Origin of the sequence: Mesorhizobium sp. M2A.F.Ca.ET.043.02.1.1 (assembly GCF_003952405.1) — a bacterium.
Classification (GTDB): domain Bacteria; phylum Pseudomonadota; class Alphaproteobacteria; order Rhizobiales; family Rhizobiaceae; genus Mesorhizobium.
Window position 1 is genome coordinate 4,127,022 of sequence record NZ_CP034445.1, and the last position, 26,210, is coordinate 4,153,231.

The 26,210-nt window shown below is 64.9% G+C and carries 22 protein-coding genes; 9 read left to right on the forward strand and 13 right to left on the reverse strand.

Going from position 1 to position 26,210, the window contains the following annotated elements:
- Positions 1–211 precede the first annotated feature (211 nt).
- Both EJ068_RS19680 and EJ068_RS19685 read right to left on the reverse strand, forming a co-directional pair.
- A complete protein-coding gene (locus EJ068_RS19680; protein ID WP_129554742.1) occupies positions 212–1,585 on the reverse strand; it encodes an aspartate aminotransferase family protein in 1,374 nt (457 codons plus the stop codon).
- Positions 1,586–1,599: 14 nt separating this feature from the next.
- Positions 1,600–2,439 carry a GNAT family N-acetyltransferase gene (locus EJ068_RS19685; protein ID WP_129554743.1) on the reverse strand — a complete coding sequence of 280 codons (840 nt, stop codon included), beginning with the start codon at positions 2,437–2,439 and terminating at the stop codon, positions 1,600–1,602.
- Positions 2,440–2,758: 319 nt separating this feature from the next.
- Between EJ068_RS19685 and EJ068_RS19690 the strand changes: the two genes are divergently transcribed.
- Positions 2,759–3,427, forward strand: a complete 669-nt coding sequence (locus tag EJ068_RS19690; RefSeq protein WP_129554744.1) for a haloacid dehalogenase type II — start codon at positions 2,759–2,761, stop codon at positions 3,425–3,427.
- 16 nt (positions 3,428–3,443) lie between these two features.
- A complete protein-coding gene (locus EJ068_RS19695; RefSeq protein WP_129554745.1) occupies positions 3,444–4,718 on the forward strand; it encodes an FAD-binding oxidoreductase in 1,275 nt (424 codons plus the stop codon).
- A gap of 25 nt (positions 4,719–4,743) precedes the next feature.
- On the opposite strand, the gene EJ068_RS19700 is transcribed toward EJ068_RS19695, so the two are convergent.
- The 6 genes from EJ068_RS19700 to argE all read right to left on the reverse strand — a co-directional run bounded on the left by EJ068_RS19700 (position 4,744) and on the right by argE (position 11,384).
- Positions 4,744–6,201, reverse strand: a complete 1,458-nt coding sequence (locus tag EJ068_RS19700) for an NAD-dependent succinate-semialdehyde dehydrogenase (protein ID WP_129554746.1) — start codon at positions 6,199–6,201, stop codon at positions 4,744–4,746.
- 17 nt (positions 6,202–6,218) lie between these two features.
- A complete protein-coding gene (locus EJ068_RS19705) occupies positions 6,219–7,262 on the reverse strand; it encodes a tartrate dehydrogenase (protein ID WP_129554747.1) in 1,044 nt (347 codons plus the stop codon).
- A 10-nt stretch (positions 7,263–7,272) separates the two neighbouring features.
- Positions 7,273–8,736, reverse strand: coding sequence for an aldehyde dehydrogenase family protein (locus EJ068_RS19710; RefSeq protein WP_129554748.1), 1,464 nt, complete (start codon positions 8,734–8,736; stop codon positions 7,273–7,275).
- A gap of 152 nt (positions 8,737–8,888) precedes the next feature.
- Positions 8,889–9,242, reverse strand: a complete 354-nt coding sequence (locus EJ068_RS19715; protein WP_129554749.1) for a cupin domain-containing protein — start codon at positions 9,240–9,242, stop codon at positions 8,889–8,891.
- Between the two features lie 80 nt (positions 9,243–9,322).
- Positions 9,323–10,246 carry a glyoxylate/hydroxypyruvate reductase A gene (locus EJ068_RS19720; protein ID WP_129554750.1) on the reverse strand — a complete coding sequence of 308 codons (924 nt, stop codon included), beginning with the start codon at positions 10,244–10,246 and terminating at the stop codon, positions 9,323–9,325.
- Positions 10,247–10,259: 13 nt separating this feature from the next.
- A complete protein-coding gene (gene argE / locus EJ068_RS19725; protein ID WP_129554751.1) occupies positions 10,260–11,384 on the reverse strand; it encodes an acetylornithine deacetylase in 1,125 nt (374 codons plus the stop codon).
- Between the two features lie 275 nt (positions 11,385–11,659).
- On the opposite strand from argE, the gene EJ068_RS19730 reads away from it, so the two are divergent.
- Positions 11,660–12,517: a GNAT family N-acetyltransferase gene (locus EJ068_RS19730; protein ID WP_129555015.1), complete on the forward strand. Its 858-nt coding sequence runs from the start codon at positions 11,660–11,662 to the stop codon at positions 12,515–12,517.
- A 279-nt stretch (positions 12,518–12,796) separates the two neighbouring features.
- Here EJ068_RS19730 and EJ068_RS19735 read toward each other — a convergent pair whose 3' ends face one another.
- The 4 genes from EJ068_RS19735 to EJ068_RS19750 are packed head-to-tail and all read right to left on the reverse strand — an operon-like array spanning position 12,797 to position 17,139.
- Positions 12,797–13,618, reverse strand: a complete 822-nt coding sequence (locus tag EJ068_RS19735) for an ABC transporter permease (RefSeq protein WP_129554752.1) — start codon at positions 13,616–13,618, stop codon at positions 12,797–12,799.
- Positions 13,619–13,621: 3 nt separating this feature from the next.
- On the reverse strand, positions 13,622–14,902 hold the full coding sequence (locus EJ068_RS19740) for an ABC transporter permease (protein WP_129554753.1): 1,281 nt from the start codon (positions 14,900–14,902) through the stop codon (positions 13,622–13,624).
- 9 nt (positions 14,903–14,911) lie between these two features.
- Positions 14,912–15,964: an ABC transporter substrate-binding protein gene (locus tag EJ068_RS19745; protein WP_129554754.1), complete on the reverse strand. Its 1,053-nt coding sequence runs from the start codon at positions 15,962–15,964 to the stop codon at positions 14,912–14,914.
- Positions 15,961–17,139 (reverse strand): ABC transporter ATP-binding protein, encoded by a 1,179-nt coding sequence (locus tag EJ068_RS19750; protein WP_129554755.1) that lies wholly within the window; start codon positions 17,137–17,139, stop codon positions 15,961–15,963. Before EJ068_RS19750 ends, EJ068_RS19745 begins: the two co-directional genes overlap by 4 nt.
- Positions 17,140–17,425: 286 nt before the next feature.
- Here EJ068_RS19750 and EJ068_RS19755 point away from each other — a divergent pair, with 286 nt between their 5' ends.
- Together EJ068_RS19755 and EJ068_RS19760 are read left to right on the forward strand one after the other, a co-directional pair.
- Complete coding sequence (locus EJ068_RS19755) at positions 17,426–18,814, forward strand: PLP-dependent aminotransferase family protein (protein WP_129554756.1); 1,389 nt, start codon at positions 17,426–17,428, stop codon at positions 18,812–18,814.
- 4 nt (positions 18,815–18,818) lie between these two features.
- Positions 18,819–20,060 carry an FAD-dependent oxidoreductase gene (locus EJ068_RS19760; protein WP_129554757.1) on the forward strand — a complete coding sequence of 414 codons (1,242 nt, stop codon included), beginning with the start codon at positions 18,819–18,821 and terminating at the stop codon, positions 20,058–20,060.
- A 242-nt stretch (positions 20,061–20,302) separates the two neighbouring features.
- On the opposite strand, the gene EJ068_RS19765 is transcribed toward EJ068_RS19760, so the two are convergent.
- Positions 20,303–21,067 carry a GntR family transcriptional regulator gene (locus tag EJ068_RS19765; RefSeq protein ID WP_245463159.1) on the reverse strand — a complete coding sequence of 255 codons (765 nt, stop codon included), beginning with the start codon at positions 21,065–21,067 and terminating at the stop codon, positions 20,303–20,305.
- A 140-nt stretch (positions 21,068–21,207) separates the two neighbouring features.
- Here EJ068_RS19765 and EJ068_RS19770 point away from each other — a divergent pair, with 140 nt between their 5' ends.
- The 4 genes from EJ068_RS19770 to EJ068_RS19785 are packed head-to-tail and all read left to right on the forward strand — an operon-like array spanning position 21,208 to position 26,156.
- Positions 21,208–21,795, forward strand: coding sequence for an amino acid synthesis family protein (locus tag EJ068_RS19770; RefSeq protein ID WP_129554758.1), 588 nt, complete (start codon positions 21,208–21,210; stop codon positions 21,793–21,795).
- Positions 21,788–23,626 (forward strand): alpha/beta fold hydrolase, encoded by a 1,839-nt coding sequence (locus EJ068_RS33700; RefSeq protein WP_129554759.1) that lies wholly within the window; start codon positions 21,788–21,790, stop codon positions 23,624–23,626. The genes EJ068_RS19770 and EJ068_RS33700 overlap by 8 nt, the downstream gene beginning before the upstream one ends.
- 5 nt (positions 23,627–23,631) lie before the next feature.
- The gene (locus tag EJ068_RS19780; RefSeq protein WP_129554760.1) at positions 23,632–24,684 is read left to right on the forward strand and encodes an LLM class flavin-dependent oxidoreductase; all 1,053 of its coding nucleotides are present in this window, start codon (positions 23,632–23,634) and stop codon (positions 24,682–24,684) included.
- A complete protein-coding gene (locus EJ068_RS19785; RefSeq protein ID WP_129554761.1) occupies positions 24,681–26,156 on the forward strand; it encodes an aldehyde dehydrogenase in 1,476 nt (491 codons plus the stop codon). Before EJ068_RS19780 ends, EJ068_RS19785 begins: the two co-directional genes overlap by 4 nt.
- The last annotated feature ends 54 nt before the right edge of the window (positions 26,157–26,210 follow it).

Below are 26,210 nucleotides of genomic sequence, written 5' to 3' on the forward strand. Positions count from 1 at the left end.
GGCCGAACCGTGCTGAACAGAACAAAATTCCGTGCTGTCCGGGACGTCGTCTTTTCGAAAAGCCGGTAAATTCCGGCTTTCTGGCCTTGTCTTAACGGTAGTCTGGCACTTCCCCCGCGTTGGATTCGCCGAAAAGGCGCGGGGCTTCGGCACAAAATTGCGAAATCGTCCGCCCCGGCGATATTTCACGACGCGAAAAATCCGCCGCCGTTCAAGCGAGAGCCTTACGAACATCGGGATCGGCCAGCGTCTGATCGAGCGTGAGGCGCGTGCGCTCGATAATCGCATCGATATCGCTGTCGGTGCAGCAGAGCGGCGGCGCATAGCCCAGAACTCCATGCGTGAAGGCACGGATGATCAGGCCGTTGTCCCACGCCCGGTCGAAGACCCGCCGCGCCGGCATCGTCGAGGCGGGAAGCGGCGTCTTCTTATGCTTGTCAGTTACCAGCTCGACCGCGGCGAGCATGCCGCGACCGCGCACGTCGCCGACCAAAGGATGGTCGCTCAGCCCGGCCAATCCGGCCATCAGGCGGGCGCCGGCCTTGACGCCGTTCTGCAGGAGGCCGTTCTCATAGAGCTTCAGCACCTCGAGCGCGACGGCGGCGCTGACCGGATGAGCGGAATAGGTGTATCCGTGGCCGACCGCCGCGTTGCCCGCGCCGTCGGCGATGACCTGGTAGATGTGGTCGGCCATGAACACGGCGCCCATCGGCACATATCCCGAGGTCAGGCCTTTCGCGGTCGTCATGAAATCGGGAACGATGTCCTCGTCCGTGCAGGCGAACAGCGGCCCGGTGCGGCCGAAGCCGGTGATCACCTCGTCGGCGATGAACAGGATGCCGTATTCGCGGCAGAGCTCGCGGATCGCCTTGATCCAGCCTTTCGGCGGCACGATGACGCCACCCGAGCCCTGGATCGGCTCGGCGTAGAAAGCGGCGACCCGTTCCGGTCCGATCGCCTCGATTTTCGCCCTTAGCGCGGCGAGCGAGGCGGTGATGATCGTGTCGCCGTCCTCGCCGACCGGGTTGCGGTAGGGATAGGGCGACGGGATCTTGTGCTGCCATTCGAAGGGGATGCCGAAGCCGGCGTGAAAGGCGGGCAGGGCCGTGAGGCCGGCGCCGACCACCGACGACCCGTGGTAGCCCTGCTCGATCGAAATGAACTGGTCGCGTTGCGGCTCACCATTGGCATTCCAGTAGTAGCGGACGAAGCGGATGGTGCTGTCGACCGCGTCCGACCCGCCAAGCGTGAAATAGACATGGTTGAGGTCGCCCGGCGCACGGTCGGCCAGTTCCGAGGCGAGCCGGATGGCCGGCTCCGAGCCGAGGTCGAAATAGGCTGTGGCATAGGGAAGTTCGCGCATCTGCCGGGCCGCCGCCTCGACGATGCTGTCGTGACCGTAACCGGCGTTGACGCACCACAGCCCGGCGAAACCATCGACCAGCTGCCTGCCGGACGCGTCGGTCACGGTCGCCCCCTTCGCCGATTTCAGCACGCGCACGCCAAGCGCCTCGTGGCCACGATAGGAGGAGACCGGATGAATGAGATGGGCGCGGTCGAGTTCGATCAGGGAATTGGCGAGCATTGTTGTCCTCGTGACTAGCCGAGCGCCTGGTTGGCGAGGGCGTAAACTTTTGGCCTGGCCTGTGCCGCATCCGTCCTGAATGGACGGTCCATGGTCACGCCGCCGCCGACATGGGCAAGGCCGATTTCCGTGAGCCAATCGGCGAGGCCGGTCCTGCTGTCGGTGTCGACGCGCAGGAAGGCGCCGGCGCGCGACGCGGCGAAGAAGCTGATCAAGGCCCTGGTGTCGTCGACATTTCCGGCGATGACCGGGCCGATCACCTCGCCGCGTCCGAACGGACGGATGGCGGCATAGGCCTCGATCTCGCCATTGCGGCGGATGACGGCGAACTGGCCGCGCTCCGCCAGCGCGTCGATCAGAGTTTCGCGGTCGGCGCCATAGGCGTCGCGGTCCAGCGCCTTGATGTCAGGGAGATCGTCAGGACCGGCTGCTTTCACGCCATCGGGCGCGCCAAGCTCCGCAACCTTGCCCTGATGCTGCAGGACCCTGCCGGAGGGCACGAAGCCCAGCTTCTGATAGAGGGGCATGCCGTCCGCCGTCGCAACAAGCCGCAACGGCCGGTCCTCGGCAAGGGCGAAGGCTTGTTCCATCAGCCGGCGCCCGAGCCCTTTGCCGCGCGCGTTCCTGTCGACGATCACCATGTTGATCATGGCGCAATCCATGCCGTAGGGCGTCACCAGGATGGTTCCGGCGACCCGGCCCTGGTCGTCGAGCGCGACCGCGCCGCTCGAAAGCTGCAGCGCCATCTGCCAGTCCTGCTCGCGATGCGGCCAGTTCTCCTGGCGAGAAAGCGCCACCGCGCCCTCGATATGGTCCGGCCCGAAGGCTTGGATTGCGATTTCGCCCTGCTGCATGAGGCATCCTTCCGTCTGCGCCCAAGTCTCGGCCATCGGCGCGCCGCAGATCGTCTGAAGGTTTCGGCTTCGGCGGTATCATTCGCCGTTGCTCGGGGCGCGCGCCGCATCTTGTGCTGCACTGCCGCCGGCGGATGCGTTTCACGGGCGTGGGGCGGCACTGCCATCGACAGGCAAGATGCTATCGCGTGCCAAACCGGGCCACGGATACAGAACTTTCTGCTTTCGAATAGCCCATTTCGGTCAGGTGGCCCGCCGCCTGCCGGCCTATGATGAAATACATCCAACGCGGATGTGCTTCCACCGGAGATCGACGGACATGGCTTCTTTCAGGCCCAAATACATCACCTTCGACTGCTACGGCACGTTGACCAATTTCCAGATGGCGGAAGCAGCGCGCGACCTCTACGGCAGCCGGCTGGATCAGCCGCGCATGCTGGAATTCATCAAGAACTTCGCGGCCTACCGGCTCGACGAGATCCTGGGCGACTGGAAGCCTTACGCCGACGTGATCCACAATGCGCTTGAGCGCGCCTGCAAGCGCAACGACGTCGCCTTCGGCGACGATGACGCGAAGATGGTCTATGAGCGCGTCCCGACCTGGGGGCCGCATGCGGACGTTCCGGCCGGCCTGGCGAAGGTCGCGAAGGAAATTCCGCTGGTCATCCTCTCCAATGCGATGAACGCGCAGATCATGTCCAATGTCGAGAAGCTCGGCGCACCGTTCCATGCCGTCTACACGGCCGAGCAGGCGCAGGCCTACAAGCCGCGCTTCAAGGCGTTCGAGTACATGCTCGATAGGCTGGGCTGCGGTCCGGAAGATATCCTTCACTGTTCGTCTTCATTCCGCTACGACCTGATGTCGGCTCACGATCTCGGCATTAAGAACAAGGTGTGGGTCAATCGCGGCCACGAACCGGCCAACCCCTATTACGGCTATGTCGAGATCGCCAATATTTCCGATCTCCCGGGCGTGGTCGGGCTTTGAGACAGGCGGATTGCCGATGAAGTTCGTCTCCTACTGGCACGACACCGCCCCGGTCTTTTCCGGCGGGGCGCAAGGCCCGGTCGAAGGGCACTACGATGCGGCAATCGTCGGCGGCGGCTTTACCGGCCTCGCCGCAGCGCGCCAACTGGCGAAAGCCGGCGCCAAGGTGGTGGTGCTGGAAGCGGAGCGGGTCGGCTGGGGCGCGTCCGGGCGCAATGGCGGGCATCTGAACAACGGTCTCGCCCACAGCTATCTTTCGGCCAAGGCGGAACTCGGTAAGGAACGCGCGATCGCGCTCTACCGGGCGCTGGACGATGCCGTCGACACCATCGAGGCGCTGATCGCGGAGGAAGGCATCGACTGCAATTTCCGCCGCGCCGGCAAATTGAAGCTCGCTTCCAAGCCGCAGCATTTCGAGTCTATCGCGCGCAACTTCGAAGCCATCCATGCCGAGGTAGATCCGGACACGGCGCTGCTGTCGGCGGTGGATCTTAAATCCGAGATCGGCTCGCCATTCCGTGGCGCGATGCTGTCGACGAAGAGCGCGATGATGCATATGGGCCGGTATGTGGCCGGCCTCGCCACGGCCGCCGCTCGCCATGGCGCGGTCATCCACGAGAACGCCAGGGTGAGGGACCGCAGGCAATCAGGAACCAGGCACGAGCTGACAACGTCCCGCGGTACGATCAGCGCCGACAATGTGCTGGTGGCGACAGGTGCCTACACGACGCCGAATTTCAGCTATTTCCGCCGCAGGCTCATCTCGGTCGGCAGCTTCATCATCGCCACGCGGCCCTTGAGCGACGCCGAGATCACTGCCACCATGCCGGGCAACCGGACCTGTGTGACCTCGATGAACATCGGTAATTACTTCCGGCTCGCAGCCGACAAGCGACTGATCTTCGGCGGCCGCGCGCGTTTCTCGGCGACGTCGGACCAGCGCTCGGATGCCAAGAGCGGACAGATATTGCGGGCAAGCCTCGCGGCCATTTTTCCGCAACTCGCAAAGGTCGAGATCGACTATTGCTGGGGCGGGCTGGTCGACATGACCAAGGACCGCTTCCCGCGCGCCGGCTATCATCAAGGGGTCTGGTACGCGATGGGCTATTCCGGCCATGGCGCGCAGCTTTCCACCCATCTCGGCATGATTTTGGCCGATGCAATGCTTGGCCGCGAGGACCGCAATCCGCTGAAGGGACTCGAGTGGCCTTCCATCCCGGGCTATTCCGGCAAACCCTGGTTCCTGCCGATGGTCGGCCTCTACTACAAAGCGCTTGACCGGATTCAGTAAGATCCGGTCCAGAACTGGCCGGGCTTCAGCCCAGCCCGCCGATGTGGAAGCTTTTCATCTCGAGATATTCCTCGATGCCGGCCTGCGCGCCTTCGCGCCCGAGGCCAGACTGCTTGACACCGCCGAAGGGCGCCACCTCCATCGAGACCGAGCCGGTGTTCAAGCCCACCATGCCGAACTCCAGCGCCTCGCCGACGCGCCAGGCGCGTTTCAAATTCTCGGTGTAGAAATAGGAGGCAAGTCCATACGGTGTGCCATTGGCCAGAGCGATCGCCTCCTCTTCCGTTTCGAAACGGAAGAGCGGCGCTACCGGGCCAAAGGTTTCCTCGCCGGCAAGTTCCATGTCTTTTGTGGCGCCCGTCAGGACCAGCGGCGCGACATATTGAGGGCCCTCTGGCAGCGTCGGTTTCTCGGTGACGATCGCAGCACCCTTGGCGAGCGCGTCCTCGACATGGCGGTTGATCTTCTCGACCGCGGCCATGTTTATCATCGGTCCGATGGCGACACCGGGCTGTGTGCCGGGTCCCACCGTCATTGCGTTGACGCGGGCGGTGAGCTTCGAGGAGAACGCGTCATAGACGCCGGCCTGGACGAGGATGCGGTTGGCGCACACACAGGTCTGGCCGCCATTGCGGAACTTCGAGACGAGCGCGCCCTCCACGGCGAGATCGAGATCAGCGTCGTCGAAGACGATGAAGGGGGCGTTGCCGCCGAGCTCGAGGCTGAGCCGCTTCACGCTGTCGGCGGCGCCGCGCATCAGCAGCGAGCCCACCCGCGTCGAGCCGGTGAAGGAGATCTTGCGCACCGTCTCGTTCGCCATGATCTCGTTGCCGATCCCGGTCGGCATGCCGGTGACGATGTTGATGACGCCGGCGGGAATGCCGGCACGTTCGGCAAGCACGCCTAGCGCCAGCGCCGAATAGGGCGTGAACTCGGACGGTTTGATCACCACCGTGCAGCCGGCGGCCAATGCCGGCGCGACCTTCCGGGTGATCATCGCGTTGGGAAAATTCCACGGCGTGATGATACCGCAGACGCCGACAGGCTCCTTCAGCACGATGATGCGCCGGTCTTGCGTGGGCGAGGGAATCGTATGGCCGTTGATGCGGCGTGCTTCTTCCGCGAACCATTTGACGAAGGAGGCGCCGTAGCGGATCTCGCCCTTGGCTTCGTCCAGCGGCTTGCCCTGTTCTGTGGTCAGGATCAGCGCCAGATCGTCCAGGTGCGCGAGCATCAGGCCAAGCCATGCCTCCAGCAGGGCAGCGCGCTCGGCATTGGTCTTCTTCCGCCAGTCCCGATAGGCGGAGGTTGCCGCTTCGATAGCGGCACGGGTCTCCGCACCGGCCATGTCGGGGACCGTGCCGATCGCGGCCTGCGTCGCCGGATCGATGACATCAACCGTTCCGCCGGAACCGGCAGCGAGCCATTTGCCGCCGATCAGGCCAGCTTCGCGGAAGAGGCTTTTGTCCTTCAGGTTTTTCATCGGAAACGACCTTGCATTCAGCTGAGCGCCGCGACGACGGCGGCTGTGATGGCGTCTGTTCTGTCCTTGCCGGCGCTGGTTCCGATGCCGCGCGCGGTCGTCGCTTCGAGCGCCTTGATGATGCGGTCGGCGGCGGCCCTTTCACCGAGATGCTCGAGCATCATCCCACCCGACCATATTGTGGCGATCGGGTTGGCGATGCCGAGATGGGCAATGTCCGGGGCGGAGCCGTGCACCGGCTCGAACATCGACGGCGCCGAGCGGTCGGGGTTGATGTTGGCCGAGGCGGCATAGCCGAGCCCGCCCTGGATCGCTGCGCCGATGTCGGTCAGGATGTCGCCGAACAGATTGGAGGCCACGACCACGTCGAGGCTGTCCGGCGCCATGATCATGCGCGCGGCAAGCGCGTCGACGTGGTAGCTGGTGACTGTGACATCAGGATACTCCGCCGCCAGCTTGCGCGTGATCTCGTCCCAGAAAACCATCGAGTATTTCTGCGCGTTGGACTTGGTGACGGAGGCCAATTTGCCGCGCCGTGCCCGCGCCTGCTCGAAACCGAAGCGCAGAATGCGCTCGACGCCAGCGCGGGTGAAGATCGAGGTCTCCACCGCGACCTCGTCCTGCGTGCCTTGATGCACGCGCCCGCCGGCGCCCGAATATTCACCCTCAGTGTTCTCGCGGATGCACAGGATGTCGAAACCTTCCGCCCGCAGCGGCCCGGTGACGCCCGGCAGCAGGCGGTGCGGCCGGATGTTGGCATATTGCACGAATGCCTTGCGGATCGGCAGCAGCAGGCCGTGCAGCGAAACCGAATCCGGCACTTCCGCGGGCCAGCCGACCGCGCCGAGCAGGATGGCGTCGAAGCCGCGCAAGGTCTCGATACCGTCTTCCGGCATCATGCGGCCGGTATCCCTGTAGAATTTGCAGGACCAGGGGAATTCGGTTCCCGTCAGGGCAAAGCCCGCGTGTCTGGCCGCCGTCTCCAGCACCGACCAGGCAGCGGCGGTCACGTCGCGGCCGATGCCGTCACCGGGGATAAGAGCGATCGAATGGGATTTCATCGGCATCTCCCTAGAGGCTGATCAGGACGCTCTTGGTCCCGCGGTTGGCGAGATAGGCCTCCCGGCCGAGGTCTTTGCCGATGCCGGAGCGCTTGTAGCCGCCGGTCGGCAGGATGTGGTCGCGCGAGCGGCTGTAGCGGTTGATCCAGACGGTGCCTGCTTCGAGCTTGCGCGCGAGACGGATCGTGCGCGACAGATCGGTCGTGAACAGGCCAGACGCCAGCCCGTAGGTCGGATGGCTGGACAGCGCCAGCGCCTCTTCCTCGGTCTCAAAGGTCTGGACAGTCAGGACCGGGCCGAAGATCTCCTCGACGATCGCCGGATTGGCCTGATCGACATTGGTAATCAGCGTCGGCGCGTAGAAATAGCCGGGAGCCTCCATGGCGCCGCCACCGGTCAGGCACTCGCCGCCGGCCTCGACGGCGGCCCGCACGATGCCGTCGACACGCGCCCGCTGCCGCTCCGAAATGATCGGCGAATACTGCGTCGCCTCGTTCCAGGTCGAGCCAGGCCGCACCGCCTTCGTTCGTTCCACGACGGCAGCCGTAAGCCGGTCGGCGACGCTCTTCTCAACGATCAGGCGCGTGCCGGCCACGCAGGCCTGGCCGGCGTTGAAGATGACGCTGCCGGCGATTGCTGCCGCCGCCCTGTCGAGGTCGGCGTCAGCAAAGACGAGCTGGGGACTTTTGCCGCCAAGCTCGAGCGTCATCGGCTTGACGCCGGTGCGAGCGACGTTTTCCATGATCGCCGAGCCGGCGCGGGTCGAGCCGGTGAAGCTGACCTTGGCGATCTCGGGATGACCGGTCAGCGCCGTGCCGGTCGTCGGACCGTCGCCTAGCACCACATTGATCAGCCCGGCCGGCAGGCCGGCCCTGATGGCGAGTTGCGCCAGATAGACGGCCGAGAACGGCGTCATCTCGGAAGGTTTCAACACGACCGCGTTGCCTGCGGCCAGCGCCGGGCCGAGTTTCCATCCGGCCATCGAGATCGGAAAATTCCAGGGCGTGATCGCGCCGACCACGCCATAGGGCTCGCTCATGATCATGCCGAGACTGGTGTCGTCGGTCGGCGCCAACTCGCTGCCTTCCTTGTCGGCGAATTCGGCGAAGAAGCGGATCTGCTCGGCGGTGACGGCGATGTCGCCGGCGACGAGCTGACCGACGGGCCGGGTCGAGCACAGCGCTTCGACTTTGGCGAGCGTTGCGGCTTCGGCCTCGATCAGGTCGGCCCAGGCCTGCAGCGCCCTGGTGCGCTCGCGCGGCCGAACGCCTCCCCAATTGCTCGCTCTAAGCGCTGCCTTGGCGCTCTGCACTGCACGGTCGATCATCTCGACGCCGGCCACGGGGCAGTCAGTGTAGGATTTACCGTCCGATGGGCGACGCATCTCGATCCCGCCCTCGGTCGAGATCAGTTCCCCGCCAATGAAATGGCCGACGGGGAGAGGAATTGTATCGGGATCGAAGCTCAGGCTCATCGACAACCACTCTGCGGCATTGGCCTGAGCCTAGTGCGTGGCGGCACGCAGCATGCGCTGTTGGGCGTTCCGCCACCGACGAATATTGCGCACAAGGCGTAAGAGACGGCAAAATCTTCCGCGCGAAGTTCCGCGCCGGCAGCGGACACGCGCTAGCCTACCGTCACGTAGATCTTGCGCACCGTCTCGATCGTCTTCCAGACGCCGGTGAAGCCGGGCTTCATGACAAAACTGTCGCCGGCCCGGTAGGTCACCGCCTCGCCGGCGTCGGGGGTGATTTCGACCACGCCGGAGAGGATGTGGCAGAACTCGAAGGTTTCGCCCTTGATCGAACGCGTCTCGCCCGGTGTCGCCTCCCAGACGCCGGTATGGACGAGGTCGTCCTTGGCGACGTCCAGCGCCCAGGTCTTGAAGGCTGGGTCGCCGGCAATCAGCCGATCGGGCAGCGCCCTGGATTCGCGCGGCGAAAAGCTTGGATTGGTGTCGACGGATTTGAGCAGGGACAAAGGATGGCCTTTCCGGGTTGGACTTGACTTTGATGCATGTCGTTCTCCCAGAACCGCTGCACATTTCAGGGCGACATGCATTAATAGCCGCGCGAGCGGTCGACGAGCCCGATGGGATCGAGACCGGCGCGGTGGCGTCTGATGTTTTCGAGGACGGCGCGCGCGGCGGTCGCGGGCTGGGCGACGCTGGCGACATGCGGGGTCAGGATGATCTTCGGATGCGACCAGAACGAATGGCCGGGGGGCAGTGGCTCGGGATCGGTCACGTCGATCATCGCCGCCGACAGATGACCGCTGTCGAGCGCGGCGACGAGCGCTTCATGGTCGAGCTGCGGCCCGCGCCCAGTGTGGACGAGCGCCGCGCCTTCGGGCAATTTTGCGAACAGATCGGCATTCAGGAACCCACGCGTCTCCTCGGTCAGCGGCAGCAGGCAGACCAGTATGTCGCTGGCTGCCAGCATGTGCTCAAGGCCGAGTTCGCTATGGTGGCAGGTCACGCTCTCGATCTGGCGCGGCGAGCGGCTCCAGCCGGCAAGCGGGAAGCCGAAAGACTTCAGCCGGTCTAGGACGGCCTGACCGAGCTGTCCGAGACCCAGCACGCCGATGCGGCGCGACCCGGCCTGGAGCTGCGGGATATCGCGCCATGCGCCGGCTCGCTGCTGGGCCAGATAGGCCGGCAGGTTGCGATGGAGCGCAAGCACCGAGAGCGCGACATATTCCTGCATCATGCGTACGATGCCTTCCTCGACCATGCGCACGACCTTGACCTTCGCCGGCACCACGTCGAAACGGAACTGATCGACGCCGGCGCCGATGGAAAACAGAATTTCGAGATTGCGGTAGCGAGAGAGGTTTTCCGGCACCGTCCAGGTGATGAGATAGCGCACCGCGTCGGGATCGACCGTCGCGGTGTCCATGGCGAAAGGCAGGTCCGGCAGTTCCTTCGCGAAAGCTTCCGCGAAGATCGCCCCGCGCCGCGCATCGGAGTTGAATAGGAACGCCATCCCGGCCGCTCCCTTACGCTGCGCAGTGCGCGCCGAGCGCTTCGATCATGCGCTGGCAGGCTGCGAGTTCGCTGGCCAGGATGTATTCGTCCGGCTTGTGGGCGCGGGCGATGTCGCCCGGCCCGCAGATGATCGCATCGAGCCCGGCGGCCTGGTAAAGCCCGGCCTCGGTGCCGTAGCTGACAGCGGTCAAAGGCGGTTCGCCGGTCAGGTCGTGCAACAGCGCCGCCAGGGCTGAATCCTGCGGCAGCGATAGGGCCGGATAGGCGCTGATCGGTGTCCACTCGACCTGAAAGCCCTTGGCGGCGAGAGCCTCGGCCTCTTCCTTGACCGGTCCGAGCAGACCGGCCGGGTCGACGCCGGGTATGGCGCGTGCCTCAAGGTCGAGCGCGCAGGTGTCGGGGATGATGTTGACCGACTGGCCGCCGGCGACCACGCCGGCCTGCAGCGATGAATAGGCGGGTTCAAAAGCATGGTCGAACGGACCATGGGTCAGCCGCCCAGCCTCGCTCACTGCGGCGCTGAGGACATCGGCCATCGCATGGACGGCGTTGAGACCTAGATCGGGACGAGAGGAATGGCCCGAGAGGCCATTGATGGTCACACGCGCCGCCGCCTTGCCCTTGTGGCCGCGCACGGCGCGCAGGCCGCTCGGTTCGCCGACGATGACGCCGAGGGGCTTGGCGCAAAGTTCGGGAAGGCGGGTGATCAGATGCGGCACGCCGCGGCACCCGATCTCCTCGTCATAGGAGAAGGCGAGGTGGACCGGTTTGGTAAGCCGAAGCCCGGCCAACTTGGACACGGCCGCAAGCGCGGCGGCGAGAAACCCCTTCATGTCCGTTGTGCCGCGTCCATAAAGCCGTTCGCCCTCCCGACGCAGCGCGAAAGGCGGCGAGCTCCATTGCGGCTCGGCGGCGGGAACGACATCCATGTGGCCGGACAGCATATAGCCCGGAACATCAGCAGGGCCGATCGTCGCGAAAAGATTGGAACGGTCGCCTTCCGGGCCCGGAAACAGGGTGACCTTTGCGCCATGTTCGCCCAGATAGGTCTGGATCCAACTCACTATGTCGCCGTTCGGCTTGCCAGCGACCGACGGAAAGGCGACGAGACGGTCGAGGATGTCGAAGACGTCCATTCCAGCCCTCAAGGCGTTTTCGGGTTTGCGGGTCCGGTTCCGCAGGCCATAACTGCAGAATTGCCACGGAGCATGGGCGTGTTCTTTCGCGATTGCGTGCCGAAAGCGGAAGTGTTTCAGTCGAATCTTGCGTTGGCGCGCGGCATTCGAGCAAATCGTATCGGTCTGGTTGTTTAGCGTTGGCAGGACAGGGGCGTTGTGTGTCACCCGTCAGGCAATCTTTCAGAGGCAGGGAATTGAAGCCGTCCGAAAGCTTGAAAATCGATGCCTTCTCGATGCGTATAGCCGACATCGAAGGTATCGAACTTGACCGCTTGCATGCGCACTCGCTGTCCGTGGGATGGCCGCACCGAGCCGAAGACTGGCAGTTCCTGCGGGAATCGGGGCACGGTTTCGTGGCGCTCGATGAGATCGGCCGCGTTCTCGGTTCGGCAATGTGGTTCGAGCATGGCCCCGATTTTGCAACCGTGGGCATGGTGATCACCTCGCCGCGATTGCAGACCCTAGGGGCCGCGCAATGGCTCATGAAGCGCGTTTTCGACAAGATCCCCCGGCGCGACCTGCGCCTCAACGCGACCCGCGCCGCGTGGCGGCTCTATCTTTCGCTCGACTTCCAGCCGGAGAAGACCGTCTACCAATGCCAGGGCATCGCCCGCTTGCCGACGACGGAGAGCCCAGCCGAGGCGTCAGGCGACATCCGGACTTTGGACGCAAGCGATATTCCGGCGGCGATCGCGCTCGACGCGGCGGGATTTGGCGTGAGGCGGACAGCGCTCATTGAAAAGCTCTTTGCGCATTCGACAGGCTATGGGCTTTTCGACGGGAAGAAGCTAACCGCTTTCGCGCTCTGCCGGCCGTTCGGGCGAGGGCATGTCGTGGGCCCGGTCGTGGCCGAAAGCGATGCCGACGCCGTGGCGGTCGTCCGGCCACACATCGCCGATCATTCGGGATACTTCCTCAGAGTCGACACCCATATGGACAGTGGTGGGTTCGCCGCCTTTCTGTCGCACGCCGGAATGCCGGTCTTCGACACGGTGCTGACCATGTCGCTGGGCAAGCGCCTCACCGATTTCTCCAACGGCGGCTCGGCTAGTCCGAAGACTTATGCTCTAGCGAGCCAAACTCTCGGGTAGGTGGTGCTCGACTTTGGCCAGTTTTTAGCCCTTGCAATCTGAACGTCCAAATATGGACATCTCGCGCCAGAACCTGCCAGTCCGCTTTCGGCCCAAAGACGACGTGGCAGCTTTGCGCCTCATCTTGGTCATCGCGGAGACCACGTGCGCACCCTAAAACCCGCCATTGTCTATTGCGTGCTCGATCCCGCTTTACAAACGGTCTTCCCGCGCGATCACCTAAGGCGCGAACGCGAAGTGACTTCGGCAATTCACCGCAGTGCGCCGCGTGATTTCGTTTCATGCATTCGAGGCCTTCCGCCCACGCCGCGCCAGGATGTTCGCGACCAGGAGCAACAGGATCGATAGCCCCATCATCAAGGTCGCCGCGGCTGTGATCGCCGGGCTGAGCTTCTCGCGCAGCCCGATGAACATTTCGAGCGGCATGGTGCGCTGGCCGGCGCTCGCCAGGAACTGCACGACGACCACTTCGTCGAAGGAGGTGACGAAAGCGAAGGCCGCGCCCGAAAGCACGCCGGGCAGGATCAGCGGCAGCATGACGCGGAAGAACGACGTCAGCGGTTTTGCGCCGGAGATCGCCGCGGCGCGCATCAGGTTACGGTCGAAGCCGGTCAGGCTGGCGCCCACCGTTACCACCACGAACGGACTGGCCAGAGCCGTATGCGCCAGGATGATGCCGGCATAGGTGCTGGCCAGCCCGACGCGCGCATAGAACAGGTACGAACCGACGGCTGTAATCACCACCGGCACGATCAGCGGCGACAACAGCAGCGGCATGATGATGCGACGTCCGGGGAATTTCTCGTCGGACAGCGCGATCGCCGTCAGCGTGCCGAGCGTCGTTGCGATCACCGTCGTGCCGAAGGCGACGATCAGGCTGTTGCCGATCGCCGACTGCCAGCGCTCGGTGCCCAGCACCACCTCGTACCAGCGCGTTGAAATCCCCTCCAGCGGAAAGATGAAGAAGGCGCCGCTGTTAAAGGAGAGCGGCACCGGGATGAGGATCGGCACCAAGAGGAACAGGATGACCAGCCCGCACCAGATCCACAGCAGCGTGATGCGGATACGTTCGCCGGTCGTAGGGTAAGGAGACAACAGCATGGGCTACACCAGCTTCAGGCGGTCGAGGCCAAGGACGCGGGCGAAGATGCCGAACAACGCCAGCGTGAAGACAAGCAGGATGAAGGACAGCGCCGCCGCCATCTCCCAATTCAGTTCGACATTGACGTAGTTGGCGATGAAATTGCTGATCAGCTGATCGCTTGCCCCGCCGATCAGCGCCGGCGTTATGTAATAGCCGAGGCACAGGATGAAGGTGAGCATACAGCCGGCCATCACACCCGGGAACACCTGCGGAATGTAGACGCGGCGGAACGCCGTGATAGGCTTGGCACCCAGCGAATAGGCGGCCTTCATCTGCGAGGGCGGGATGGTGCGCATGACGCTGTAGATCGGCAGCAGCGTGAACGGCAGCTGGATATGCGTCATCGCGATGATCAAGCCGATGCGGCTGTACATCAGGTCGAGCCGGTCGCCGGCGACGCCGATGAGAAGCAGGAAATCGTTGACCAGGCCGAACTTCTGCAAAAGCACGGTCCAGGCCGCGGTGCGCACCAGGATCGAGGTCCAGAACGGTAAGAGCACCGCGACGATCAGAATGGCGGCCAGGCCCTTCGGCACATTGGCGATCAGATAGGCGAGCGGAAAGCCGAGGATCAGCGTTGCCAGCGTCACCGACGCGGCGACGAAGAAGGTGCGCAGGAACACCTGGATGAAGATCGCCTGCTCCGGCGGCACCCGCTCGATCCCGCCATCGGCGTTCCAGCGCAGGTCGAGCGCGCTGAGCAGATAGAAAGAGGTGAAGCTTTGAGTGCCGCTACGGATGGCCGGCCAGGTCGCCGGCGCCGACCAGAACGGCACCGATTTCATGGCGTCGACCGCCGCCTGGCCGTCGGCGCTTTCGAGCTTGCGCACCGTCTTCAAGAGCTGGCTGCGCGCGCCGGGCAGGCGGGCGTTGAGGCTCTTGGCCAGCTCATAGGCCGTGCCCTTGGCCTGGTTGTCCTTGAGGTCCGCCGCGAGCGCCGCGAAGGCATCGTCGCCGGGCAGGCCCTGGCCGTTCCAGCCGGCCAGGGCCGCGGTCGTCTTGGGCAAGGCGTCCGCAATGGTCGGATCATAGACCGCGCGCGAAAGCAAAAGCACGATCGGGATGCCGAAGCTCAGCGCCAGGAGGACCAGCAGCGGCGCGGCCTGTAGCAGCGAGCGCATCCGGTCGCCGAATTCGGCGCGCCGGAGCGCCGCCGACACGGATTTGAGATCCGCATCGGCGGCTGACCGGTCGCGGGCCAGCGTCGGCCGGTCGAGTTCGCTGGGCTGGAGCGCCGACATCAGATGATCCTACTGGGCCAGCCAGGCGTTGAAGCGCTTGACGAGGTCCTCGCCATAGTCGCCCCAGAACTCGGTATCGGCGACGAGATAGGCGCCGGCCAGATGATCGGGAGCGTTGGGCAGCTTCGGCAGCGCGTCGGCCGCGACGAAGGACGCCGCGTCGGTGCGCACCGGCCCATAGGTGATGAAGCTGGCGAGCTTGGCGTTGTTCTTAGGCTCGCTGATGTAAGCCAGGTATTTGTACGCCAGTTCCGGATTACGCGCGCCTTTCGGGATGGCGATCATGTCGTATTCAAGGATCTGGTTGTTCCAGACGATCTTGAACGGCTTCTTGTCGTTGTCGATAGCGTTCTGAATGCGGCCGTTCCAGGCGGTGGTCATCACCACTTCCTTAGAGGCGAGCAGCTGCGCCGGCTGCGCGCCGGCATCCCACCAGACGATGTCCTTCTTGATCGTGTCGAGCTTCTTGAAGGCGCGGTCGACACCCTCCGGCGTGGCCAGCACCTTGTAGACGTCGGCGGGTGCCACGCCGTCGGCCATCAGCGCCCATTCGAGGTTCTGCGCCGGGAACTTGCGCATGGCGCGCTTGCCGGGGAATTTCGCAGTGTCGAAGAGGTCGAGCACCGAGGTCGGCGCTTCCTTGAGCACCGTCGGGTCATAGGCGAGGATATCGCCGTAAGCATCGAGACCGACTCCGCAATCCAGAGCCGAGCCTTCGATGAATTTGTCGCGCGGGCCGATCTTGGAATAGTCGAGCCGCTCCAGGATGCCGGCGTCGCAGCCCTGCAGCACGGTCGCGGTCTCGACCGTCACCAGGTCGATTGGCACATTGCCGGTCTCGACCATGGCTTTGACCTTACCGAGATCGCCAAGATATTCCTGTTCCAGGATCTTGGCGCCGGTTTCCTTGGCGAATGGCTCGAACCAGGCCTTGCGCTGCGCGTCCTGCCAGGCGCCGCCGCTCGCCATGATCGACAGCTCGTCTGCGAAAGCGGCGCCGGCAATCGTGATGCAGGCCGTGGCGGCCGCGAGGGCGAATAGGCGTGTTCTCAACTGTGTCATTGCATTTTCCCCTGTTTTGGAATGGCGCCGCCCGTTCCGGCATCAGCCGGGAAGGCGCGGCAATCGTTCGGCGCGCAGGAGACCGTGACGGTCTCGCCATTCGCCATCATCGCTTCGGGGCCGACCTTGACGGTCAGCACCTGGTCGTTGGCGAGCCTCGTCAGCAGGCGCAGGTGATCGCCGAGATAGATGCGCCCATCGACGGTCGCCGCCAGCATGTTGCCGCCATTGGCGGCAGTCGACAGGCTGAGCCGCTCGGGCCGGACGGCGACGTGGCAGGCGGCGCCTTGCGTGACGCCGACCGCCAGCGCGCTGACCTCGCCGCCGCCATCCAGCCTGACGCGGCATTGCTCTCCCGAGACGCGATCGACCACGCCTTCCAGCGTGTTGTTCTCACCGATGAAGCTCGCCACGAATGAGCTTTGCGGGGTGTTGTAGAGATCGTCTGGCGAGCCGAGCTGGGCGATGCCGCCCTGGTTGAACACGGCGACGCGGTCCGACATCGTCAGCGCCTCGCTCTGGTCATGTGTGACATAGACGATGGTGACGCCCAGCATCGTGTGTATCTGCTTGATCTCGAGCTGCATATGCTCGCGCAATTTCTTGTCGAGCGCGCCGAGCGGCTCGTCCATCAGCACCAGGCTCGGCTGGAATACCAGCGCGCGAGCCAGCGCCACGCGCTGCTGCTGGCCACCGGAAAGCTGCGACGGGCGGCGGTCGCCGAATTGCTTCAGCCGCACCATGTCGAGCGCGCGGCCGACGCGGGCCGCGATGTCGGCCTTGCTCACCCGGCGGACGGAGAGCGGGAAGCCGACATTCTCCTCGACGGTCATATGCGGGAACAGCGCATAGTTCTGGAACACCATGCCGATGTTGCGCTGATAGGGCGGCAGACGGTCGACCGGCTGGCCCTCGAGCGTGATCGTGCCATGCGTCGGCCGCTCGAAGCCGGCGAGCATGTTGAGCGTGGTGGTCTTGCCGGAACCGGACGGCCCAAGCAGCGTCAGGAACTCGCCGCGCGCGACGGTGAGGTTCATCCGCGTCACGGCGAAAGTGCGGCCGTCATAGGATTTTTCGACGTCGGCGAATTCGACGAAACCCTGGCCGGCACTCGCCTGCGCTGGACGCGCAGTCGTTGCACTGCTGGACAGGGCGGAGGCCTGGCTGGCGCTCATCGCACGCAATCCCAGTTGCGGATTAGCGATTCGTGATGTGGCTTGCGATCCATGCCTCGTCCTCTCGGTGCAGGCCCGCTGAAACAGCGCGCTGTCCGACTTGTATGGTCACACAATCAAATTGAATCGACCATAAATGCGGACAACTTTGCCCGTCAAGCCGAAAATTGGGGCATTGTGTGATTATTTTTGTCGGATTGGATGTGGGACAAGCTCTATTGTCTGGATCGTTGTCTTATGCTAGATGCCCGATAAATGAGACGTCAGCCGTAGTTTGAATCCCCCTATGCTCCAAGATCTTCGCCTCACCGAGGATGAAAGCCCGGTCTATCGCCGTCTTGCCGACGCGATCGCCGAACGCATCGCCGCGGGTACGCTTGCCGTCGGCGACCGGCTGCCGCCGCAGCGCGAGATCGCTCGGGCTTTGGGCATCAATGTCACGACCGTGACGCGGGCGCTCTCCACCCTGCAGGAGCAAGGCCTGCTCGAGGCGCGCCCCGGGCGCGGCACGACAGTCGCCGCCCGCGATGCGGGCGAGAAGCCGGGCTTCGTGTCAGCGCCGAGCGACCAGAGCGGCATCATCGACCTCTCGGTCAACCGGCCGGCTACCTCCGCCTATCTGGATGCGGTAGCCGCCCTGCTGCCGCGCCTTTCCAAGGATCGCCACTACGCCTCGCTGCAGGATTATCACCCGCCGGAGGGACCGCTCTGGGGACGTGTGGCGGTCGCCGATTGGTTCAAAGCAGTCGCCGGCGATGGCGACCCGGGCCGTGTCGTGCTCGCCGCCGGCGCCCAGCATGGCCTCGACTGCGTTCTTGGCGCCGTCACCAGGCAAGGTGAGGTGATACTTGCCGACGAGGTGACCTATCAGGGCATCAACGCGCTCTGCCGTGTCCACGGGCTGGACCTGCGTGGTGTCGCAATGGATCGCGGCGGCATGCGTCCGGACGCCTTCGAGGCAGCTTGCGCACAGTTTCGCCCGCGTGCCGTTTTCGTGGTTCCGACGCTGCACAATCCGACGACGATCACGCTGAGCGCGGAGCGCCGGCAGGAATTGGCGGCGGTGGCGCGGCGCCACAATGTGCTGATCATCGAGGACGACGTCTACCGCCCCCTGGCCGATGACCCGCCGCCCTCCTTCGCCAGCCTCGAACCGGAGCTGACGATCCATCTCGGCGCGCTGTCGAAATGCCTGGCGCCCGGCCTGCGGCTTGGCTTTGTCATCGCGCCACGCCCGATCGCCGGCCAGGTCGCGGCGGCGCTGCGCATCAATTGCTGGAGCATCAGCCCATTGACGGCGCTGATCGGCGCCAGGTTGATCGAGGAAGGTGCGGCTGGCCGCATCATCGAGATCCAGAAACAGGAGCTGCGCCACCGCCAGGCGATCCTCTCCGAAATCCTCGGCCGCTTCGACGTCCAGAGCAACCCAATCTCTACGCATGCCTGGCTGCGCCTGCCGGAGCCCTGGCGCGGCGCCGGCTTTGCCCGCACCTGCCTGGAGCGTGGCGTCGCCGTGCTGCCGGGCGACGCCTTCGCCGTCGGCCGCGAGCCGGTCCAGCACGGCGTGCGCATCAATGTCGGGGCCGCGCGCTCGCAGGAGGATTTGCGCACGGCGCTCACTACCATGGCCGAACTACTCGCCGCCGGCCATCTGCAACTGCCTGGCTTCGTCTAGGTCGATGACCTCCGCGCCGAAATCGGTCGAGATCGCCATCATCGGCGCCGGCGTCGTCGGCCTGGCGACGGCTTTGCGCCTCGCCGGCGAAGGCCGCGAGGTCCTACTCATCGACCCGAACGAGCCTGGCTCGGGCGCTTCCTTCGGCAATGCCGGCACGATCGCCGAATATGCCTGCATGCCGGTCGGCAATCCCGGCGTGCTGCGCGCGCTGCCGAAGCTGTTGCTCGATCCCGACAGCCCGTTCTCGCTGCGCTGGGCAGCGCTTTTCCAACTCGCGCCATGGCTCATCCGCTTTGTCCGGCAGTCGTTGCCGGGGGCAACCCGCGCCACTGCGCTGGCGCTCGCCGGCCTGCTCGCCGAAGCGCTGCCGGCCTGGGGCGAAATGGTGCAGGAGGCCGGGCTTCAGGATCTGATGCGCCGCAACGGCTGCCTCTATGTCTATCGCCGCGACAGCGATTTTGCCGCCTCCAAGGGTGGACGGGCGTTGCGGGCCGAACTCGGCGTCCACCAGCAGGTGCTGAGCGCCGATCAGGTGGCCGCGCTGGAGCCGCAGCTTGCGGCGTTCGAGACCAAAGGCCTCTATTTCCCGGACTCGATCAATGTCAGCGATCCCAGTGCGGTGATGGCCCGCCTGGCGGCGGCGGCCACCGCCAGGGGCGCTCAATTCATGCGCGCGAGCGTGACCGGCCTCGCAACCGGTGCCGGCGTGCGGCTGAGCGGCCCGGGCCTCGCCGTCACGGCGCAAAAAGTGGTGATTGCGGCGGGCGCGCGATCCCGGCCGCTCGCGGTCCAGGCCGGCGACCGGATCCCGCTCGACACCGAGCGCGGCTACCATCTGGAATTTCAAACCGCGGCGCCTTTGCTCAACCGCCCGGTCTGCCCGGTCGATCTCGGTTTCTACATGACGCCGATGGATGGCCGTCTCCGGGTCGCCGGCACCGTCGAATTGGGCGGGCTCAGCGCGCCGCCCAATCCGCGCCGGCTGGCGCTGCTCGATCGCGGCGTGCGGCAGTTCTTTCCTGATCTTGGCCAACCCTCATCGCAATGGCTGGGCTTCCGGCCATCGCTGCCGGATTCGCGTCCAGTCATCGGCCCCTCGACGAAATCACCGGACGTGATCTACGCCTTCGGCCACGGTCATCTGGGACTCACGCTCGCACCGCTTACTGCCCGACTGGTCGCCGACGTGGTTTACGGAAAGGACAGCACATTGCTGCCCCCCTTCAGGTCGGCCCGGTTCTAATCTCGCTCTGGCCTCATTCGGGAGCCGCATGCCAGATCAGTCGATGCCGTCCTAAAATTACAAGGTCCGCTTTTGAGAATGTTAGCTTTTCAGCTGCTGGTCCGATAACGGCCTCAAAGACGTCATGAGAGCTTTGCGCCTATCTCTGCCGAAAAGATCGGCTCTGCCCTCTCCTGGAACCAGACAATCGTCAGCCGCCCCTGGAAGTCAAAGTTCTCGTAGGGTGAACATCACAAAGGACTTTATTTCGAAAATGACCCCACGGACCGGTGCCGGACCTCCTTGGCACGAGAGGCTGCCGAGGCGACCGCTTTCTCGGCAGCCGAACCAAACTGACCGTCGGGCTGCAACGCAGTGCGGGCGATGTGCCAGGCGGATTCGACATGCCTACGCGCGGCAGCCTCGGCCGCCTCCGGTTTACGTGAGCGGATAGCATCCATGATCTCGTGCATTTCGGCGATTGCCGGCTCGCGTCGGTTCGCCGAGGCGATCGTCATCGATCGCAGCTGATTGATGCGTACGTTGAGCCCGCTCACGATCTCCCATGCGACGCGTTTGTCGGCCGACTCGAACAGCGCCTCGTAGAACTTGGTCGTCGCCCGCATCACCTCGGACGGCGAGCCCGACGCCCACGCTTCGAGCAGCTTTGCCAAGGTCGCGTCGAGCAGGGCGATCTGGTCGTTGGTGGCCGAGGTGGCGCAGGCCTTCGCCGCTATGCCTTCCAGCAACGCGCGCAGCTCGTAGATCTCGTCAGTCCGGCCAAGATCGGGCTTGGCCACCGCCGGCCCGTGCCCCGGTATCATCTGCACCAGGCCCTCGGTCTCCAGCTGCCGCAACACCTCGCGCACCACCGAACGGCTGACGCCGAGCTGATCGCAGAGCGGCCGCTCGACCAGCCGCTCGCCGGGCTGGAAATGAAAATCCATGATCGCCTCGCGCATGCGCTCCAGCGCCAAAGTCCTCAGCGTCTTGGCGGAGCGGTCGATGCGTAGCGTGTCGTCAGCCATTTTTTCCTCAGCCGTCAGCCTCTTCACAGAAACAGATTCCATGACCGATTGACAAGGTACGCGGCACTCCATAGCATGGTATACCATAAGACGATATAGAAATCGATGCAGCCGCAAGCGGCTCCATGCCGAGGAATTCCATGCAGCCGGCCATTCGCAAGATCGTGACCTATACCGAGAACACGCTGATCGAAGGCGGCAAGGCGGCGCCGCAGCCTTTACGCCTGATCGGCGTCGCCGCGGTGCTCACCAACCCCTGGGCCGGCCGCGGCTTCACCGAGGACCTATCCCCCGAGATCCGCGCCATCGCGCCAGTGCTCGGCGAAACGCTGACCAACGAGATCATCGGCATAGCAGGCTCCGGCGAAGCGATCGAAGGCTACGGCAAGGCAGCCATCTGCGGCACGTCGGGCGAGGTCGAGCATGCCTCGGCGTTGATCCACACGCTGCATTTCGGCAACCACTATCGCCGCGCCCTCGGCGCCAAGACCTACCTTGCTTTCACCAATCTGCGTGGCGGTCCCAATACGCCGATCATGATCCCGCTGATGGACAAGAACGACGAAGGCCGCCGCTCGCATTATCTGACTGTCCATTTCCAGATCGGCGACGCGCCCGCCCCGGACGAATTGGTGGTGGCGCTTGGCGCGTCCATCGGCGGCCGCCCGCATCACCGCATCGGCGACCGCTACCAGGACCTGAAGGAGCTCGGAGACCTGCATGGCTGACGCCGCGACGATCCGCAGCAAAGCCCCCGACGGCACCGGCTTCATCCGTGCCGGCGCCGGCGCGCCGGTCCTGTTCATCCACGGCGTCGGCATGGATGCCGCGATCTGGCAGCCGCAGATCGCCGCCATGCAAGGTCGTTTCGAGGTGATCGCCATCGACATGCTTGGCCATGGCGCTTCGCCGCTGTCCCCGGAGAACGCCGGCCTCTCCGACTTCGCCGACCAGGCGATCCGCCTGCTCGATCATCTCGGCCTCGACCGCGTCGCCGTCGTCGGTCACTCGATGGGCGCGCTGGTGGCGCAGGAGCTGGCACTCCGCGCTCCGTCGCGCGTCAATTCAATCGTCTGTCTCAATGCCGTCTTCCGCCGCCCGCCCGAACTTGCGCAAGCGGTGCGCGAACGGGCGGCAGCGCTTGGCGGCCCCGGCGATCCGTCGGCGATCGCCGCCACGATAGCCCGCTGGTTCGGCAATCCGATCCCGCCCGCTCTGGCGGGCGCCGCCGCCACGGCCCGCACGGCCCTCGAAAGCGTCGACGCCGAAGGCTATGCCCGCACCTACCGCCTCTTTGCCAACGCCGACACCGCGCACGCCGATCGTCTGGCCGATCTCGCGGCACCCGCGCTATTCATGACCGGATCGGAAGATCGCAACTCCACGCCCGCCATGTCGGCTGCGATGGCAAGGCTTGCGCCAGCCGGACAATGCCTGGTGCTCGCAGGCGAAAAGCACATGATGACAATCGCTTCGCCGCAAAAAGTGACTCAACGCATCACGACCTTTCTCGACCAGGTGGCAGATGTGTCCGCGAGCGCCGAGGCGCGTCCGGCGTTCGACGCTCCCGCATTCGACGCCCCCGCATTCGACGCAGTGGAGTTCCGGCGCGCGCTGGGCTCCTTCCTGACCGGCGTCACCATCGTCACCACCATCGACGAAACAGGCGATCCGCGCGGCTTCACCGCCAACTCCTTCACCTCGGTCTCTCTCGATCCGCCGCTGGTGCTGGTCTGCATCGCCAAGAAGGCGCTCGGGCATCAGGCCTTCTCGACATCGCGGGGCTTTGCCATCAACATCCTGGCGGAAGCCCAGAAGGCCGCGTCCGGCATCTTCGCTTCCAAGGCTGCGGACAAGTTCGCGTCCGTCGCCTGGCAGCCCGGGCAAACCGGCAATCCGCTGATCGAAGGATCGGTCGCGGTGTTCGATTGCGGCATGGAGCAGCTGGTCGATGCCGGCGATCACTCGATCCTCATCGGCCGCGTCCATGACTTCACCCATAATGGCGCCCAGCCTCTCGGCTATTGCCGCGGCGCCTATGTCAGGCCGGGCCTCAGCCAGGAAGCGCTTGCGGCGGCCGCTCCGCCCGGAACCGAAGTCGGCGCCATCCTCGAGAACGAAGGCCGCGTGCTTTTCTTCGAGACCGCAGAGGGATCATACCAATTGCCGGCCGGCCGGGGCCTCGGTGCCGCGAACGACGCCCGCAGCCTCAGGGGAAAACTCGCCGCCAAGGCGATCGCTGCCGAGCTCGGCTTCCTCTACGCGGTGTGGGACGACGCGACGGACGCCTCGCGCACCCATGTCTATTATCGCGGAACGGTGGATGCTCCCGTCTCCGGCGACGGCCAGATCCGCTTTGTCGAGATCGGGCAGATCGCCGAATTGAAGATCGCCGATCCGGCCGTCCGTTCGATGCTTGCGCGTTATGCGCGCGAGCGCGCCGAGGACTCGTTCGGCGTCTATATCGGCAGCGAGGTCGAAGGCGAGGTCCGGCCGATCGCCAAGCCCGCGCCGTCGGCGCCAATCCATTCCGGCCCAATCCATTCCGGCCAGCGGTGAGATCGATGAAATTTTCGCTTTTCGTCCATATGGAGCGTTCGGACCTCGGCAAGGCGCATTCCGAATTGCTGACGGAACTGGAAGAGCTCGTCCTGCTGGCGGAAGAAGCGGGTTTCGAAACCGCCTGGATCGGCGAGCATCACGGGATGGAATTCACCATCTCGCCGAACCCTTTCATCAACATCGCCTATCTCGCCGCGAAGACGAAAACCATCCGTCTCGGGACGGGCACGATCATCGCGCCTTTCTGGCATCCGATCAAACTCGCCGGTGAGGCGGCGATGGCCGACGTCATCACCGGCGGCAGGCTCGATCTCGGCATCGCGCGCGGCGCCTATAGTTATGAGTATCAGCGCGTTTTCCCGGGTCTGGACGCCTGGGGCGCCGGCCAGCGCATGCGCGAGATCATCCCGGCGATCCGTGGCCTTTGGGATGGCGACTATGAGCACACCGGCGAGTTCTGGCAGTTCCCGCCGACCACCTCCTCCCCCAAGCCCTTGCAAAAGCCCTACGTGCCGATCTGGGTGGCGGCGCGCGATCCGAATTCGCATAACTTCGCCGTCGCTAACAAATGCCAGGTGCAGGTGACGCCGCTCGCCTCCGGCGATGGCGAGGTCGCGAGCCTGATGGAGCGCTTCAACGCGGCCTGCCAGGCGCATCCGGACATCGCACGGCCGGAAATCATGCTCCTGATGCACACTTTCGTCGCCGAGGACGCCGCCGACGCCGATCGCCTGACCCGGGACCTGTCGCAGTTCTACTGCCAGTTCGGCGCCTGGTTCCAGAACAAGAAGCCTGTTCATCAGGGCGTCCTCGAGCCGCTGACCGAGGAAGAGATCGCGGCCATGCCGCAATACGCGCCCGACAAGATCCGGCAGAACCTCGTCATCGGCGAGGCCGACGAAGTGATCGCCAGGCTGAAGACCTACGAGGCGCAGGGCTACGACCAGTACTCGATCTGGATCGACAGTGGCCTCTCGCATGAGCGCAAGAAGAAATCGCTGCAGCTGTTCATCGACAAGGTGATGCCGGCCTTCCAGGAGAGGGGGTCGCGATGAGCAGCACCGGCTTCAGGAACTACATAGACGGCCAGTTCACTGAGCCCGCCTCCAGCTTCGACAGCATCGACCCGTCGACGGGCCTGCCCTGGGCGACGATGCCGGCCGCGACCATTGCCGATGTCGACCGGGCCGTCGAGGCCGCGCACCGGGCGCTGCGCTCCGGCCCGTGGTCGGCGATGACCGCGACCGCGCGCGGCAAGCTGCTGGTGAAACTCGGCGATCTCGTCGCCGCGAATGCCGGCCGGCTGGCCAAATTGGAGACGCGCGACACCGGCAAGATCATCCGAGAGACGCGCGCCCAGATCGCCTATGTCGGCGACTACTACCGCTATTATGGCGGGCTGGCCGACAAACACGAAGGCGCCTTCATCCCGATCGACAAGGCCGACATGGAAGTGACGGTGCGGCCCGAACCGATCGGCGTCGTCGCGGCCGTCGTGCCTTGGAACTCGCAGCTCTTCCTGTCGGCGGTGAAGCTCGGTCCGGCGCTGGCCGCCGGCTGCACCGTTGTGCTCAAGGCCTCCGAGGATGGCCCGGCGCCGCTGCTCGCTTTCGCCGAGTTGGTTAGCGAAGCCGGCTTTCCAGCCGGCGCTGTCAACATCATCACCGGCTTCGGCCATGATTGCGGGCATCGCCTGACTAGCCATCCGCTGGTTGCCCGCGTCGCCTTCACCGGCGGCCCTTCGACCGCGCGGCGGATCGTCGCCAACACGGCCGAGAACCTCGCCTACACCACGCTCGAGCTCGGCGGCAAAAGTCCGGTCGTCGTCTTCGCCGACGCCGATCTCGACAGCGCCGCCAACGCGGTGGTGGCCGGTATCTTCGCGGCTACAGGCCAGAGCTGCGTCGCCGGCTCGCGGCTTTTTGTCGAGCGTTCGGTCAAGGACGATTTCCTCGCCCGGCTGAAGCGCAAGGCCGAAGCCATCATCATCGGCGATCCGCAGGATCCGGCCACCGAGATGGGTCCGCTGGCGACGTCGCGCCAGCGCGAAAGGATCGAGGCGATCGTCGCCGAAAGCGTGGCAGCGGGTGGCCACCTAGTCACCGGCGGCGCGCGTCCCAAGGACAAAACTAACGGCTTCTACTACGCGCCGACGATCATCGAGGCGCAGGATCAAGCTCTCGCCTGCGTGCGCGAGGAACTGTTCGGGCCGGTGCTCAGTGTGCTTGCCTTCGACAGCGAGGCTGAAGCGCTGACGTTAGCCAACGACACCCCTTTCGGTCTCGCTTCCGCCGTCTTCACCGGCAATCTCGCGAAGGCGCATCGCATGGCGCGCGGCATCCATGCCGGCGTCGTCTGGGTCAACACCTACCGCGCCGTCTCGCCACTTGTCCCCTTCGGAGGCTACGGCCTCTCCGGCCTCGGCCGCGAAGGCGGGCTCGACGCCCTCCGCGACTACACGCGCTCGAAATCGGTGTGGATCCGCACCTCGGACGACCCGATCCCCGATCCCTTCGTCATGCGCTGAAACGGCGTGACGAAGGTTGGACTGACAAGAACAAGAAGCGGAACAACCAATCAG

What these genes read in the sequence shown, in the direction of transcription:
- EJ068_RS19780 (WP_129554760.1), top strand. Translation starts at nt 23,632, where the DNA reads ATGAAATTTTCGCTTTTCGTCCATATGGAGCGTTCGGACCTCGGCAAG.
- EJ068_RS19700 (WP_129554746.1), bottom strand. Translation starts at nt 6,201, where the DNA reads ATGAAAAACCTGAAGGACAAAAGCCTCTTCCGCGAAGCTGGCCTGATC.
- EJ068_RS19680 (WP_129554742.1), bottom strand. Translation starts at nt 1,585, where the DNA reads ATGCTCGCCAATTCCCTGATCGAACTCGACCGCGCCCATCTCATTCAT.
- EJ068_RS33700 (WP_129554759.1), top strand. Translation starts at nt 21,788, where the DNA reads ATGGCTGACGCCGCGACGATCCGCAGCAAAGCCCCCGACGGCACCGGC.
- EJ068_RS19705 (WP_129554747.1), bottom strand. Translation starts at nt 7,262, where the DNA reads ATGAAATCCCATTCGATCGCTCTTATCCCCGGTGACGGCATCGGCCGC.
- EJ068_RS19770 (WP_129554758.1), top strand. Translation starts at nt 21,208, where the DNA reads ATGCAGCCGGCCATTCGCAAGATCGTGACCTATACCGAGAACACGCTG.
- EJ068_RS19735 (WP_129554752.1), bottom strand. Translation starts at nt 13,618, where the DNA reads ATGCTGTTGTCTCCTTACCCTACGACCGGCGAACGTATCCGCATCACG.
- EJ068_RS19765 (WP_245463159.1), bottom strand. Translation starts at nt 21,067, where the DNA reads ATGGCTGACGACACGCTACGCATCGACCGCTCCGCCAAGACGCTGAGG.
- EJ068_RS19685 (WP_129554743.1), bottom strand. Translation starts at nt 2,439, where the DNA reads ATGCAGCAGGGCGAAATCGCAATCCAAGCCTTCGGGCCGGACCATATC.
- EJ068_RS19755 (WP_129554756.1), top strand. Translation starts at nt 17,426, where the DNA reads ATGCTCCAAGATCTTCGCCTCACCGAGGATGAAAGCCCGGTCTATCGC.
- EJ068_RS19695 (WP_129554745.1), top strand. Translation starts at nt 3,444, where the DNA reads ATGAAGTTCGTCTCCTACTGGCACGACACCGCCCCGGTCTTTTCCGGC.
- EJ068_RS19785 (WP_129554761.1), top strand. Translation starts at nt 24,681, where the DNA reads ATGAGCAGCACCGGCTTCAGGAACTACATAGACGGCCAGTTCACTGAG.
- EJ068_RS19760 (WP_129554757.1), top strand. Translation starts at nt 18,819, where the DNA reads ATGACCTCCGCGCCGAAATCGGTCGAGATCGCCATCATCGGCGCCGGC.
- EJ068_RS19690 (WP_129554744.1), top strand. Translation starts at nt 2,759, where the DNA reads ATGGCTTCTTTCAGGCCCAAATACATCACCTTCGACTGCTACGGCACG.
- EJ068_RS19710 (WP_129554748.1), bottom strand. Translation starts at nt 8,736, where the DNA reads ATGAGCCTGAGCTTCGATCCCGATACAATTCCTCTCCCCGTCGGCCAT.
- EJ068_RS19750 (WP_129554755.1), bottom strand. Translation starts at nt 17,139, where the DNA reads ATGAGCGCCAGCCAGGCCTCCGCCCTGTCCAGCAGTGCAACGACTGCG.
- argE (WP_129554751.1), bottom strand. Translation starts at nt 11,384, where the DNA reads ATGGACGTCTTCGACATCCTCGACCGTCTCGTCGCCTTTCCGTCGGTC.
- EJ068_RS19740 (WP_129554753.1), bottom strand. Translation starts at nt 14,902, where the DNA reads ATGTCGGCGCTCCAGCCCAGCGAACTCGACCGGCCGACGCTGGCCCGC.
- EJ068_RS19745 (WP_129554754.1), bottom strand. Translation starts at nt 15,964, where the DNA reads ATGACACAGTTGAGAACACGCCTATTCGCCCTCGCGGCCGCCACGGCC.
- EJ068_RS19730 (WP_129555015.1), top strand. Translation starts at nt 11,660, where the DNA reads ATGCGTATAGCCGACATCGAAGGTATCGAACTTGACCGCTTGCATGCG.
- EJ068_RS19720 (WP_129554750.1), bottom strand. Translation starts at nt 10,246, where the DNA reads ATGGCGTTCCTATTCAACTCCGATGCGCGGCGCGGGGCGATCTTCGCG.